11 protein-coding genes are annotated in these 13,520 nt (G+C 73.7%); 4 read left to right on the forward strand and 7 right to left on the reverse strand.

The features are described from left to right. The first annotated feature begins 52 nt into the window (after window positions 1–52). Window positions 53–1,849 (forward strand): AMP-dependent synthetase/ligase, encoded by a 1,797-nt coding sequence (locus tag JNO44_RS14095; RefSeq protein ID WP_205364395.1) that lies wholly within the window; start codon window positions 53–55, stop codon window positions 1,847–1,849. A 138-nt stretch (window positions 1,850–1,987) separates the two neighbouring features. Here the strand turns inward: JNO44_RS14095 and JNO44_RS14100 are convergent, their stop codons facing one another. Continuing rightward, entirely contained in the window at window positions 1,988–3,130 is a 1,143-nt protein-coding gene (locus JNO44_RS14100; protein WP_205364396.1) for a glycosyltransferase family 4 protein, read from the reverse strand. 204 nt (window positions 3,131–3,334) lie between these two features. Here JNO44_RS14100 and JNO44_RS14105 point away from each other — a divergent pair, with 204 nt between their 5' ends. Continuing rightward, the gene (locus JNO44_RS14105) at window positions 3,335–4,624 is read left to right on the forward strand and encodes a glycosyltransferase family 87 protein (RefSeq protein ID WP_205364397.1); all 1,290 of its coding nucleotides are present in this window, start codon (window positions 3,335–3,337) and stop codon (window positions 4,622–4,624) included. On the opposite strand, the gene JNO44_RS14110 is transcribed toward JNO44_RS14105, so the two are convergent. From JNO44_RS14110 to JNO44_RS14130, 5 genes are all read right to left on the reverse strand, one after another. Further along, complete coding sequence (locus tag JNO44_RS14110) at window positions 4,581–5,975, reverse strand: hypothetical protein (protein WP_205364399.1); 1,395 nt, start codon at window positions 5,973–5,975, stop codon at window positions 4,581–4,583. The genes JNO44_RS14105 and JNO44_RS14110 overlap by 44 nt on opposite strands. A gap of 51 nt (window positions 5,976–6,026) precedes the next feature. Beyond that, the gene (locus JNO44_RS14115) at window positions 6,027–7,082 is read right to left on the reverse strand and encodes a C40 family peptidase (RefSeq protein ID WP_205364401.1); all 1,056 of its coding nucleotides are present in this window, start codon (window positions 7,080–7,082) and stop codon (window positions 6,027–6,029) included. A 235-nt stretch (window positions 7,083–7,317) separates the two neighbouring features. Continuing rightward, complete coding sequence (locus JNO44_RS14120; RefSeq protein WP_205364404.1) at window positions 7,318–8,343, reverse strand: C40 family peptidase; 1,026 nt, start codon at window positions 8,341–8,343, stop codon at window positions 7,318–7,320. A 305-nt stretch (window positions 8,344–8,648) separates the two neighbouring features. Continuing rightward, window positions 8,649–10,022 carry an NYN domain-containing protein gene (locus JNO44_RS14125; RefSeq protein WP_205364405.1) on the reverse strand — a complete coding sequence of 458 codons (1,374 nt, stop codon included), beginning with the start codon at window positions 10,020–10,022 and terminating at the stop codon, window positions 8,649–8,651. A gap of 18 nt (window positions 10,023–10,040) precedes the next feature. Further along, complete coding sequence (locus JNO44_RS14130) at window positions 10,041–10,280, reverse strand: hypothetical protein (RefSeq protein WP_039637280.1); 240 nt, start codon at window positions 10,278–10,280, stop codon at window positions 10,041–10,043. A gap of 184 nt (window positions 10,281–10,464) precedes the next feature. Here JNO44_RS14130 and JNO44_RS14135 point away from each other — a divergent pair, with 184 nt between their 5' ends. Both JNO44_RS14135 and JNO44_RS14140 read left to right on the forward strand, forming a co-directional pair. Next, window positions 10,465–11,196 (forward strand): rhomboid family intramembrane serine protease, encoded by a 732-nt coding sequence (locus JNO44_RS14135; RefSeq protein WP_235093112.1) that lies wholly within the window; start codon window positions 10,465–10,467, stop codon window positions 11,194–11,196. Next, complete coding sequence (locus JNO44_RS14140) at window positions 11,193–11,474, forward strand: Lrp/AsnC family transcriptional regulator (protein WP_039637278.1); 282 nt, start codon at window positions 11,193–11,195, stop codon at window positions 11,472–11,474. The genes JNO44_RS14135 and JNO44_RS14140 overlap by 4 nt, the downstream gene beginning before the upstream one ends. Window positions 11,475–11,908: 434 nt before the next feature. Here the strand turns inward: JNO44_RS14140 and JNO44_RS14145 are convergent, their stop codons facing one another. After that, complete coding sequence (locus JNO44_RS14145; RefSeq protein ID WP_205364406.1) at window positions 11,909–13,345, reverse strand: aminotransferase class V-fold PLP-dependent enzyme; 1,437 nt, start codon at window positions 13,343–13,345, stop codon at window positions 11,909–11,911. Window positions 13,346–13,520: the final 175 nt, after the last annotated feature.

Consider the following 13,520-nt stretch of genomic DNA (forward strand, 5'->3'; position numbering starts at 1 on the left):
AGCCGGTGCGCACACAGCGTCGTGGCGCCGGCGCTTTCGAGGAGCAGCAGTCTTGCGCGAGTTCAGCCTTCCGGCCCTGTACGAGGTCCCCGCGGACGGCAATCTGACGGACCTGATCCGCCGCAACGCCGCACAGTACCCGGATGTCGCGGTCCTGGGACGCAAGGTGGACGGCACCTGGCAGGACGTCACCGCCGCCACCTTCCTCGCCGAGGTCCGGGCCGCCGCCAAGGGGCTGATGGCCGCCGGGATCCGGCCGGGCGACCGGGTCGGGCTGATGTCGCGCACCCGTTACGAGTGGACGCTGCTGGACTTCGCGATCTGGAGCGCCGGCGCCATCACCGTCCCCGTCTACGAGACCAGCTCCGCCGAGCAGATCCAGTGGATCCTCGGCGACTCCGGCGCGGTGGCCATCGTGGTGGAGACCCCCGATCACGAGGCGACGGTCGAAGCGGTCCGCGACCGACTGCCGGACCTGGCGCACATCTGGCAGATCGAACGGGACGCCGTCGCCCGGCTGCGGGCGGCCGGTGACGGCATCACCGACGAGGAGGTCGACGAGCGCAGCGGGCTGGCCGACGCGGACTCCCCCGCCACCATCGTCTACACCTCCGGCACCACCGGCCGTCCCAAGGGGTGCGTGCTCAGCCACCGCAGCTTCTTCGCCGAGTGCGGCAACGTCGTCGAACGGCTCAAACCGCTCTTCCGCACCGGCGACTCCTCGGTCCTGCTCTTCCTGCCCGTCGCGCACGTCTTCGGCCGGCTGGTGGAGGTCGCCTCGGTCATGGCGCCCATCAAGCTGGGCCACGCGCCGGACATCAAGAACCTCACCGACGACCTGGCCTCCTTCCGGCCGACGATGATCCTGGGCGTCCCCCGGGTCTTCGAGAAGGTCTACAACTCCGCGCGGGCCAAGGCGCAGGCCGACGGCAAGGGCAAGATCTTCGACAAGGCGGCGGAGACCGCGATCGCCTACAGCCGGGCGCTGGACACCCCCGGCGGCCCGTCCTTCGGGCTGAAGCTCAAGTACAAGGTCTTCGACCGCCTGGTCTACGGCAAGCTGCGGGCGGTGCTCGGCGGCCGGGCCGGCCACGCCATCTCCGGCGGCGCCCCGCTCGGCGAGCGGCTGGGCCACTTCTACCGCGGCATCGGCTTCACCGTCCTGGAGGGCTACGGCCTGACGGAGTCCTGCGCGGCCACCGCGTTCAACCCCTGGGACCGGCAGAAGATCGGCACGGTCGGGCAGCCGCTGCCCGGCTCGGTGGTCCGGATCGCCGACGACGGCGAGGTGCTGCTGCACGGCGAGCACCTCTTCAGCGAGTACTGGAACAACCCGACGGCCACCGCCGAGGCGCTGTCCGACGGCTGGTTCCACACCGGCGACCTCGGCACCCTCGACGAGGACGGCTACCTCGCCATCACCGGCCGCAAGAAGGAGATACTCGTCACCGCCGGCGGCAAGAACGTCGCGCCGGCCGTCATCGAGGACCGGATCCGCGCCCACGCGCTGATCGCCGAGTGCATGGTGGTCGGCGACGGCCGCCCGTTCATCGGCGCGCTGATCACCCTCGACGAGGAGTTCCTGCCCCGCTGGGCCGAGGAGCACGGCCACCCGGCCGACGTGACGCCCGCCCGGCTCGCCGAGGACCCCGAGCTGCTGGCCGCCGTGCAGCGTGCGGTCGACGACGGCAACGCGGCGGTCTCCAAGGCCGAGTCGGTCCGCAAGTTCCGCATCCTGCCGGCTCAGTTCACCGAGGAGTCGGGGCATGTGACACCGTCGCTGAAGCTGAAGCGGAACGTCGTCGCGAAGGACTTCGCGGAGGAGATCGAGGCGCTCTACCGCGGGTAGGGTCCGTCCCACCCTGACCCATCGGACAGCCCCTGGCCCGCGGATACCTCCCGCACGGGGCTGCCCGGCCCCGCACCGCCGAATCCGCCGTCGTGGTCACGCACCACGGCGGCGGACGCGCGTGTCCAGGCCCTGGACCTAGAGCAGCTCCCGGAGCCGCTCGGCCAGCAGGTCCCAGCGCCACTTCTCCTCCACCCAGGCGCGGCCCCGGGCACCCATGGTGCGGCGCAGCCCGGGGTCCCGGAGGAGGGTGACGAGGCGTTCGGCGACGGCCTCCGGGGAGCCGCCGGGGACCACCCAGCCGGTCTCGCCGTCCAGCACCGCGTCGGGCGCCCCGCCGGAGTCGCCCGCGACGACCGGGAGCCCGGTGGCGGACGCCTCCAGGTAGACGATGCCCAGGCCCTCGACGTCCAGCCCGCCGCGGCGGGTGCGGCAGGGCATCGCGAAGACGTCGCCCGCGCCGTAGTGGGCGGGCAGCTCCGCCCACGGGACGGCCCCGGTGAAGCGGACCGCGTCGGCCACGCCCTTCTCCAGGGCCAGCGCCTGCAGCTGCTCCTCGTAGGGGCCGCCGCCGACGATCAGCAGCACCGCGTCCGGCACCGCGGCACGGATCGCGGGCATCGCCTCGATCAGGGTGTCCTGCCCCTTGCGCGGGACGAGTCGGGAGACGCAGACCACCACCGGCCGGTCGGCGAGCCCGAGCCGGGCCCGGACCTCGGCGCCGCCCGAGTCCGGGTGGAAGGTCTTCTCGTCGACGCCGGGCGGCAGCTGGACCATGCGGGCGGCGGCGGCCGGGGTGAGCGCGGCGGCGATCCGCGAGCGGGTGTACTCGCCGAGGTGGGTGAGGGTGTCGGTGCCCTCGCCGATCCGGCGCAACAGCTGCCGGGCGGCGGGCAGCTGGGCCCAGCCGGCCTCGTGGCCGTGGGTGGTCGCCACGATCCGGCGGGCGCCGGCCGCGCGGAGCGCCGGCGCCATCAGCCCCAGCGGCGCGGCGGCCCCGAACCACACCGAGGAGCAGCCGTGTTCGCGCAGCAGGGAGACCGCCCGCCGGGTCACCCGGGGCGTGGGCAGCAGCATCGTCGTGGCGTCCCGGACCACCCGGAAGGGCTGCTCGGCGTCGAAGGCCGCGGTGGCGGCCCGGCCCTCCTCGCTCCGCTTCCAGGTGGAGGCGTAGACGACGACCCGGTCGGGATCCAGCCGCAGCGCCATGCTGTGCAGGAATGCCTGGATTCCGCCCGGCCTGGGCGGGAAGTCGTTGGTGACGATGAGGGTCTTGTGCACGGTGGTCTCTCGGCGGTCGGCGGTCTCTCGGCGAGGGGCGTCTTGGGGCGACGGGGCGCGCGGCGTCCCGGACGGTCCGGGGCCGACAGTACCGGGTGGGCGGCCGGGCCCGGGTGGCGCGCCCCGCCACGCCCGCGCCCGGCCTGCCCGACCGTGCCCCGCCCGGCCCGGCATCATGCAGACAGGACGACCGACGGGGGAACGATGACCGGCACCGGCAGCGGGACGGCGGCGGCCTGGACGGCCTGGGCGGCGACCCGGGTACTGCTCCTGCTGTGCGTCTTCCGTGTGCTGGTGCTGCCCGGGCCGGACGTCACCACCGACGTCTCGGAGATCTACCACGGCTGGTCCGAGGTCCTGCGGTCCGGAACCTTCCCCCTGGACGACGTCACCTGGCAGTACCCGCCGGCCGCCGCACTGCCGGTGCTCGCCCCCGGCCTGCTGCCGTTCCTGCCGTACACCACCGCGTTCACCGTGCTGGTGCTGGCCGTGGACGCGGCGGCGCTGGCGCTCTTCCTGCGCGTCGGACGCGCACCGGGGCACCGCCGGACCGGCGCCTGGGCGTGGATCGCCGGCGTCGCCCTGCTCGGACCGACCGCCTACGCCCGCTACGACCTGATGGTGGCGGCGGTGACAGCGGCGGCGCTGTTCGCGGCGGCCCGCCGGCCGCGCACCGCGGGCGCGCTGATCGCCCTCGGCGCCCTGCTCAAGGTCTGGCCGGTGCTGCTGCTGACCGGGGCGCCACTGCGCGGTCGCCGGGCCCGCGCCCTGTGGGGGAGCGCGGCGGGCTGGGCCGCCGCGCTGATGCTGGCCGCGGTCCTCGCGGCGCCGGGCGCGCTCTCCTTCCTCACCTTCCAGCGCGACCGCGGCACCGAGGTCGAGTCGCTCGGCGCGCTGGTCCTGCACCTCGCCCGGCACGCCGGCTGGCCCGGCGAGGTGCAACTCCACTACGGCTCGCTGGAGTTCCTCGGCCCCGGCGTGCCGCTCGTCAGCGCCCTCTCGCTGGCACTGACCGGGGCCGCGCTGGCCTGGCTGGTCCACTGGCGGCTGCGTGCCGGGCCGTTCGGGGCGCGCGCGGAGTGCGCGGAGCCCGCCCCCGCGACGCTGTGCGACGCCGCCTTCACCGCCGTCCTGCTGTTCACCACCACGAGCCGGGTGATCAGCCCGCAGTACCTGCTGTGGCTGGTCGGACTGGCCGCGGTCTGTCTGACCGTACGGGCGAGCCGGCAGGGCCCGCCGGCCGTGCTGGTGCTGCTGGCCGCCGGGGTGACCCAGCTGGAGTTCCCGGTCTCCTTCGCGGACGTGGTGGCGAGCGACGCCCGGGGCATCGCGCTGCTGGTGCTGCGCAACGGTCTGCTGGTGGCGGCGTGCCTGGTCACGTGCCGCCGGCTGCGCGCCCACACCGGCCTCGGCCGGGCCGCGGTGCCAGGTCCTGTCGCCCGCCCCTCGCTCAGCTCAGCTCGCGGCGCACATACGCGCGCCACATCGCGGTGAACTCCGCCATTCCGACGCCGAGTTGCTCGCGCATCGCCTGCTCCACCAGGCCGCTGCGGCCGGTGCCAGGGGCGCCGGCGCCGCCCACCGCGGGGGTGGCCGAGGCGGCCGGTTTCGTCGGGGCGGCGGTCCGGGCCTCCAACGGGGGCTTCGCCGGGCGGGCCGCCGCGGTGCGGAGCCCGCGCCGCCCGGTGTCCCGGTAGAAGGCGATCAGCCGGTCCTCGCCCCACTTCTCGGCGATCAGCCGGCAGGCCAACCAGCCGCCCTCGTACGCCTTGGCCAGCCGCTCCGCGCCGGCCCGGAAGCCGAAGTCGGCGTCGGCGGGCAGGCCCGCGGGCAGCCGCCCGGCCACGACCGCGCGGGAGAGCTCCGGCGCGGTGATGGTCGGCCTGCGGTGCACCTTCCGGTAGGCGACCCAGTCCGCGAACCCCTCGGAGAGCCACAGCGGGGTGGCGGGCGTGGTGAGCGCGCGGGTCGCGACATGGGTGGTCTCGTGGGTGAGGACGACCGTGCGGCCCAGCTCGTTGAGCTCCTCGTACGCGTCCGGGTTGACGATCACCCGGTCCGCGGGGGCCACCGACGACGCGCCCGCCTCCCCGGTGGTGACCGCCGCGATCCCGGCGTACCCGGACGGATCGTCACCGCCCATCAGCTGCGCCATCTTCTGGACCGAGTCCGGCGCCTCCACCACCACCTTCCGCGCCCACTCCCCCTTCCAGGCCGCGGAGACCGCGGGCACCGCCGCGTCCACCCGGTTCGCCAGGTCGCGCAGCCGCGCCGGGTCCGCGGCCCCGCCCAGGACCAGGCTGTACCGGCCGCGGACCACGCGGACCGGGCCCTGGTCCCACAGCTGTCGGGTGCCGCCCTTGCCGCCGGACGCGCCGTCGGAGTCGGAGCTGACCAACCACCGGCCGTCGCGCTCGGTGAGGGTGAGGTACTGGACGCTGGTGACCGGCGCGGTGTCGAAGCCCTTGAGGCGGTAGCGCAGCCGCACCTGCGCGGCCAGCCGCCGGCCGCCGCCCATCGGGAGCGGAAAGGCGCCGGTGGACATCAGGTCGTAGCGCCAGTCGGCGAGCGGGACGGCGGCGAGGTGGTCGAAGACCGCGCGCTGGCTGCCGCGGAAGGCGGTGGCCCGGGGATCGACGGAGGCCAGGAAGGCGGTGGCGTCGTGCCGGCGGACGGCAGCGGCGCGCGCGTCGAGCATCTGCTGGGCGCCGGGGTACTGGGCGGTAGGCCCCTCCGCGGGGGCGCAGCCGGTGAGCTGGACGAGCAGCGCCAGCAGCGGCACCGCGCAGCCGACCGCCCGTCCGGCCCGCCACGGCCGCCTGCGTCGCGCCCTCAGCTCCGCCATGCGGCCGATCGTAAGGGCGGCCCCGTCGGGGCAAAACCGCAGGGGCCCTGCTCAGGGCCGGGTGACCGCCGCGATCGGCATCATGTCGACCGGGTCGTAGCGCACCCGGGCGCCCGGGTAGGGCGCGTGCACGACCTGCCCGTTGCCGACGTACATCCCGACGTGGCTGGCGTCCGAGCGGTAGATGACGAGGTCGCCGGGGCGGGCCTGGGACAGCGGCACCCGGGCCCCGGCGCCGCGCTGGGCCTGCGAGGTGCGCGGCAGCGAGATGCCGGCCTGGCCGTAGGCCCATTGGGTGAGGCCGGAGCAGTCGAACGACGAGGGGCCGGTGCTGCCCCAGGCGTAGGGGGCGCCCACCGCGGCGCGCACCGCGGCGACCGCCGCCTCGGCCCGGCCCGAGCCCGGCACGATCCCGGTGAGGTCCGGGATGTACTCGTCCCGCCCGTCGCTGCGGGACGCCCGGTCGTACGCCTCCCGGGCCTGCGCGGGCAGGGCGTTGAGCAGCCGCCGCGCGGTGGCCAGCTTCCGCTGGACGTCCTTCTTGTGGCGGGCCACCTCGGCGCGGCTGGCCTCCAGCTCGGCCAGCTTCCGGGCCGCCTCGTGGCGCTGCTGCTCCAGTTCGCGGGTGGCGGCCTGCAGCCGGTGCAGTTCGTGGGCCTGGGTGCCGCTCAGCCGGTCCAGGGCGGCGGCCTTCTCCAGGTAGCTCTCCGGCCGCTCGGAGAGCATCAGCCGGACGGTGGGGTCGATCCCGCCGGACCGGTACTGGGCGGCGGCCAGCGCGCCGAGCCGGGCCCGCATCCCGTTGACCCGCGCCTGGGTGCGGGCGGTGCGGTCCTGGAGGGCCGAGACCTCGTCGCGCAGCTCCTTGGTGCGGGCGCTGGCGCCGTTGTACTGCTCGGTGGCCCGCTCGGCCTCCTCGTAGAGCTTGCCGACCCGGGCCGCGGCACCCTCCCGGCCGGTGGAGCCGCCACCGGCACCGGAGGAGGGGTCGGCGCTGGCCGGTGCGGCCGACAGCGCGGCCGCCGCGGTCGCCAGGGCGGCGGACAGGACGGTGACCGAGGCGAGGGTGGTCGGGCCGCGCTGCGAGGAACGGCGATGGGACACCACGAGGGCCGCAACTCCTTCCGTGTGCAGCCCCTGCCGCCCGGGCGGGACGGTCGGTGATCCGGCAGCTGCGAGGGCAGACAGTAACCGCGCCGCGGCATGCCGACCAAAGCCCGCTTTTCGTACGCAAAAAGCCGCTCCGCCGGTGACTTCGCAGGTCACCGGCGGAGCGGCAGGTCAGCGGCCAAGGCCGCAATTCGCCCGATCGGGCGGCAAGTTGTGCGGGATGTGAGGCTTTTCAGACCCGCACGCCGAACTGGAACGGCATGTTGTTGATCGACTCGTAGCGCACCGCGGCGCCCGGCTTCGGGGCGTGCAGCACGGTGCCGTTGCCGGCGTAGAGGCCGATGTGGTGCAGGTCGCCGTAGAACAGCACCAGGTCGCCGGGCTTGAGGGCGCTCTCCGAGCCGATGCGGGTGCCGGCGTTGGCCTGCTCCTGCGAGGTGCGCGGCAGCGACTGGCCGGCCTGCGCGTACGCCCAGGAGGTCAGCCCCGAGCAGTCGAAGGAGGACGGGCCGGTCGCGCCCCAGACGTAGGGCGAGCCTATCTTCGACTGGGCGGCGGCCAGGGCGGCCGCGCCGCGCTGCGAGGCGGGCACGTCGTCGCCGAGGTTGACCCGGCCGTTGCTGCGGTTGGCGCGGTCGTCCGCGGCCTGCATGGCCGCCCGCTCCTTGGCCGTCAGCGTGTTGAGCAGCTCCTGCGCCTTGGCGAGCTTGCCCTTGATCTCGTCCTTCTTGTCGCCGAGCGACTTGCGGGCCTCGGAGAGGTCCTGGATCTTGCTCGCGGCCTCGGCGCGCTCCTGCGCGAGCTGGCGCTGCTTGTCCGCGATGGTCCGGAGCTGCTCGGCCTGCTTGCCGCTCAACTGGTCGAGGGTGGCGGCCTTTTCGAGGTAGGTGTCCGGGTCGCCGGAGAGGAACAGCTGGACCGAGGGGTCGATGCTGCCGCTGCGGTACTGGCCGGAGGCGATGGCACCCAGCCCCTTGCGGAGCTGGTTCAGGTCGCCCTGGCCACGGGCGACCTTGTCCTGGAGGTCGTCGACCTCTTTCTGGAGCTTGTCCTGCTGCTCCTTGACGCCGTTGTACTTCTCGGTGGCCTGCTCCGCCTCGCCGTAGAGCTTGTCGACCTCGGACTTGACGTCCTTCTTCGACTGGCTCGGGTCGGCGTGCGCCGCCTGCGACGAGAGGGCGACGGCCGCGGCGGCGGTCGCGGTGAGCACGGTCACGCGAGTACGGCTCGGCTGCTTGGGTCGACGGTGGGACGCCACGGGGGCGAGCTCCTTCTTCCTCCAGCCGCCTACCGGGAGTGGGGGGAGCGAGTGCCCCGGCTCCGCGCGAACGCCGCGGACTCGGCGGTACCTTCACTGACCGTCCCGGTTGGATGATCACCTGTATGAAGGTTCGAGGCCGACCTTAGTAACCGAGCTGTGATCGCTTCAAATCCTCCCGGGGAAAAACTGCACCGGGAACCCCATCTTTTACCAACATCACACTGCCCGTGAGCGCCAATTGACGCTGCGGTACCACCGGCGAGCGCCTTTCCCCGGCACCATTCCGGGCAACATGGGATATGTCAGGTTCGCGCAAGTCGCTTGAGCAGCAAGGCCGATGCCACCGGCCGGGCGCCCGCCTTGGCGACCCCGTCGGCCACCTCCCGGTCCGAGGAGACCACCACCACCGGCCGGCCGGACGGCTCGGCCCGGACCAGCTGGCGGATCAACTCGTCGGCCGTCACGCCCGGCTTGCTGAACAGCACCCGCACCCCGCGCGGCGGCGCCAACAGCACCGGCGCGGCCAGCTCCGCCCCGTCGAAGACACAGGTCATCTCCGCGCCGGTCTGGGCCGCCAGCACCGCCAGCCCGCCCAGCAGCCGCAGCCGCTGCTTCTCCAGCGGCATGGTCGGATAGCCGGTCTTGGTGACGTTGTAGCCGTCCACCACCATGTGCGCCTGAGGCAGCGCCAGGAGCTGGTCCAACAGCGCCGGGTCGGTCTCCGACAGCGCCCGGGTCGCGATGTCCTTGGGCGTCATCCGGCCCGGCGCGACCGCGTCGACGGTGTCCGCCGGGCGGCCCGCGGCGGGCGGCAGCGCCAGTTCGCGACGCAGCCCCTGGGCCGCGTCCAGCACGGTGTCGAGCAGCAGCCGCAGCCGCATGTCCTCGACGCTGCGCCCCTCGCGGGCGGACCGCCGGCTGGTCTCCAGCGCCGCCTCGACCTCCGCGATCCGGGCCTTGAGCCGGCGCAGCTCGCTGTCGGCCCCGGCCTTCTCCGCCGTCGCCCGCTCCCGGACCTCGGCCAGCACCGCCTCGACCTTGCGGACCGCCGCCTCGCCGCGCTTGACGTCGCTGAGCGCACTGCGCAGCCGGCGCTGCAGCGACTCGTTCTCCTTGCGGGCCGCCTCCAGGTCGGCGCGGACCCGGTCCGCCTCCGCACGGGCCTCCCCGCGCGCCTGCGCCAGCTCCTCGCGCAGCCGGGCCAGCTCCCGCTCGGCCTCCTCGCCGGCCCGTTCGGCGCGCGCCCGCTGCGCCTCCTCGCCGGCCGCCGCGACCAGCTTGATCCAGCCCTCGGGACGCAGCACGTACGCCGCGGCCGCGACGTCCAGCGGATCGGCGGCGGCGGGCGGGGTCCCCTGCTCCAGGGCCTCGGCGAGCTCCGGCTGGGCCTCCCGCAGCTTGCCCGCGATCCGCTGCCGGAAGACCGGGTCGCCCTCCAGCGCCGCGGCCATCGCGTTACCGGCGAACTTGGCCCGACGGGTCGGGGTGAAACGGGCGTACTGCCGCAAGGGGGGCGGCAGTTCGGCGACCGTCAGCGCCCCGAACCACTCCGCGGTGAGCGCCACGACGCGGTGCCGAACGCCCTCGGGCAGTGGCTGATCGAGCACCTCGTCGACCACTCCTCCGGGCGCGTCCGCACGCTCGGCCCCCGGATCCCCTTCTGGACGTTCCACCACGGCTGCATCGCTCCGATCTCAGGCGCTCGCGCCCGGGCGGTCCACCAGCTCGATCTGGTCGACCGCGTTGCACCAGCGGCAGCGCACGGACTCGATCGTCTCGCTGACGACCTCGCGCTCCTCCACCGACGGCTCCCCCGCCAGGTCGAGGTGGACGTACTCCACGACCTTGGACCGACGGGTCACGTCGAACCGGGTGAGGTTTCCGCACAGCGTGCAACGCCACCGGGTTTCCGCCGTCGGCAAGGGAACAGCCATCGTGTCGTCCTCTTTCGTGCTCGTGCTGCGGTGCGTTCACGCGGTGCGCCGTCGGACTGCGGAAATACGCAACGTACTGCCTGTAACCCTACGGCCTGACAGCGGGCCGGCGCGGGCCCGCCCGGAAGCCGGGACGCGGCGAGGCACTCTGTCCCGTGTGCCCGCATTGCGCCATGATCACTTCATGACGGCGCCGGTCCACCCCGCCCGCTCTCTGCGCGCGGTGTTCTCACGGATGACGAACGTGCTGATCGGACTGTGCTGCGCACTCTTCGTGCTCGGCCCGGACTCCGGCCTGAACCGGACATACGGCACCGGTGACGCGCTGTTCCACGCCCAGAGCAGGTACTACGAGCACTGGGGCGTGATTCCGCTCGATCTGTGGAGCGGCGCACCGCGGGCCCTGCTCACCCCGCTCACCGCACTCTTCGTCCACGCGAGCTGGCTGCACCTGCTCAGCAACATGCTGTTTCTGTACGTTTTCGGCGGGATGACCGAGGCCCGGATGGGCCGGCTCCCGTTCACCGCCTTCTACCTGACCGTCGGCTACCTGGCGCTGCTGGGCTACGCCGCCGCACACGCCTCCTCCGACCAGACGCTGGTCGGCGCCTCCGGCTCCATCTCCGGCGTCCTGGGCGCCTTCCTCTTCCTCTTCCCCCGGGCCCGGGTCACCAGCCTGTTCCCGTTCCTGTTCTTCCTGCCGCTGCGGTTCCCGGCCTGGCTGGTGCTGCTGTTCTGGTTCTGCCTCCAGTGGCAGGCCGCCCGCCACGACCCGGCCGGCCCCGGCGTCGCCTACCTCGCCCACGTCGTCGGCTTCGCCCTCGGCTTCCTCTACGCCTGGGTCCGCTACGGGCGGGATACTGTGGGGGCCACCAGGGACAACGGACCGTCGGCCGAGGGAGAGAGCCAGCCGTGATCACGTCGATCGTGCTCATCAAGACCAGCGTGGATCAGATCCCCGAGATCGCCGAGCGGATCGCCGCGCTGAGCGGCGTCAGCGAGGTCTACTCCGTCACCGGCGCGTATGACCTCATCGCGATGGTGCGGGTCGCCAACCACGACGATCTGGCCGACGTCATCCCCGGCCGCATCAGCAAGGTGCCGGGCGTCGCGTCGACGGAGACGCATATTGCGTTCCGCACGTATTCGCAGCATGACCTGGAGGCGGCGTTCTCCATCGGCCTCGACGCGTAGCGCTGCGCTTGGCTGGCTTCCCACGTTGTCGGCGTGCCCGCCGTAGGGGTTCGCCGCCGTTTTTGCGCCTGCGGCGCGGGGCCGCCTGACGGCGGAGTTGTTGTCCGCTGCGCGGGGCTGTTGGGTGCGGTGACGGGCCTGCGGGGGTGGTGTGCAGGACTGCTGCGCTTTACGTCCTGCACACCACCCCCTCCGGCCCGTCCCCTCCCGTTGAGGGGTGGGAAAGACAGGCACGCGGGTGCTGATGCCGGTGATCCGGTGACGGTCACCACTCAACAACGAACCTGCAGGGGGCCACCGGCATACGCCCCCACCCACCGTTTCCATGACCACCCACGGGAGGTGCCGAAAAGCCCCGCGCAGCGGAACCGCCCCCCCCCGCCGTCAGGCGGACACGCAGCGGAACCGGCACAACCCGCCGTCAGGCGGCCCGGTCAGCCAACGGCCGGCACGCAACGGCCTTCCTCGACGCGGTAGTTCCAGCGGGCGCCGTCCGTGACGAGTTCCCTGACCGCGCGGAGGAAGCGGTCGATGTGCTCGTCGGGGGTACCGGCGCCGAAGGAGACGCGGATCGCGTTCAGGGACCGTTCGCCGGGCGCGGCCTCGGCGGCCTCGGGGGCGCCGCACTCCCCCGGTTCCTGGGGCTCGCTGCCCAGCAGGGTCCGTACCAGCGGGTGGGCGCAGAAGAGGCCGTCGCGGACGCCGATGCCGTACTCCGCGGAGAGGGCGGCGGCGAAGTGCGAGCTGTTCCAGCCCTCGACGACGAAGGAGATGACGCCGACGCGCGGGGCGTCGTCGCCGAAGAGGGAGAGGATCCGGACCTCCGGGACGTCGGCCAGGCCCGCCTGGACCCGGGCGATCAGCTCCTGTTCGCGGGCGACCAGGCCGTCGAAGCCGGCCTCGGTGAGCGCCCGGCAGGCGGAGGCGATGGCGTAGGCGCCGATCACGTTGGGCGAACCGGCCTCGTGCCGGGCGGCGGTGGTGTGCCACTCGACGTCCACGCCGCCGTCGGCCCGCCGGGCGACCTTCCGGCTGGCGCCGCCGCCGGCCAGGTACGGCCCGGCCTCCTGGAGCCAGTCGGCGCGGCCGGCCAACACCCCGGAGCCGAACGGCGCGTAGAGCTTGTGGCCGGAGAACGCGACCCAGTCGACGTCCAGTTCCGCGATGTCCACGGGGTGGTGCGGGGCGAGTTGGGCCGCGTCCAGCACGATCCGGGCGCCGTGGGCGTGCGCGGCGGCGGCCAGTTCCCGCACCGGCCACAGTTCGCCGGTGACGTTCGAGGCGCCGGTGACGCAGACCAGCGCCGGGCCGTAGGGCTCGCGGGCGGCCAGCGCCTTCTCCAGGGTGTCCACCGCCTGCCGCGGGGTGCGCGGGGCGTTGAGGTAGGTCACCACAAGGTCGGCGCGGCGTTCCCAGGGCAGCAGCGAGGCGTGGTGCTCGGTCTCGAAGACGAACACCCGGGTGCCCTGCGGCAGGACGGCGGCCAGCAGGTTCAGCGAGTCGGTGGTGGACCGGGTGAAAACGACCTGATCGCCCTCCCGTCGCCCATCGCCGCCCTTGCCGGACCGGGCTTCGCCCGGGCCCCCTTCGATGCGGCAGCCCAGGAAGTCGGCGACAGTCCTGCGGGCGTTCTCGAAGAGGTCGGTGGAGAGCTGCGAGAGGTAGCCGGCGCCGCGGTGGACGCTGCCGTAGTACGGGGCGTAGCCGGCGACGTCGTCCCAGACCCGCTGGAGCGCCGGCGCGCTGGCGGCGTAGTCCAGTGCGGCGTAGACGGCTTCGCCGCCGGTCACCAGCGGGACGAGGACATCCCGGCCCAGAACCGGCAGCGGGTCACAAACGGAGCGGTCGGCGGCAGCGGTGACGACAGACATGGCGAACTCCCGTGAGAGATAAGCGAGTTCGCTGCGGCGCGGGGGCGTCGTACGGCACGCGGAGGGTGCGGAGGATCCGCCCGGCACGGCGTCGCAGCGTGAAAGGAAAAGGAGAAGGGCGCGGTAACGGGGCCGGCGGCCCTAACGCATTCGCTTCATCACGGAAGGACTCCCT

It is taken from the genome of Streptomyces noursei (genome assembly GCF_016917755.1).
In the GTDB taxonomy this organism is placed as follows: Bacteria; Actinomycetota; Actinomycetes; order Streptomycetales; family Streptomycetaceae; genus Streptomyces; species Streptomyces yunnanensis.

What these genes read in the sequence shown, in the direction of transcription:
- JNO44_RS14145 (WP_205364406.1), bottom strand. Translation starts at nt 13,345, where the DNA reads ATGTCTGTCGTCACCGCTGCCGCCGACCGCTCCGTTTGTGACCCGCTG.
- JNO44_RS14135 (WP_235093112.1), top strand. Translation starts at nt 10,465, where the DNA reads ATGACGGCGCCGGTCCACCCCGCCCGCTCTCTGCGCGCGGTGTTCTCA.
- JNO44_RS14130 (WP_039637280.1), bottom strand. Translation starts at nt 10,280, where the DNA reads ATGGCTGTTCCCTTGCCGACGGCGGAAACCCGGTGGCGTTGCACGCTG.
- JNO44_RS14105 (WP_205364397.1), top strand. Translation starts at nt 3,335, where the DNA reads ATGACCGGCACCGGCAGCGGGACGGCGGCGGCCTGGACGGCCTGGGCG.
- JNO44_RS14110 (WP_205364399.1), bottom strand. Translation starts at nt 5,975, where the DNA reads ATGGCGGAGCTGAGGGCGCGACGCAGGCGGCCGTGGCGGGCCGGACGG.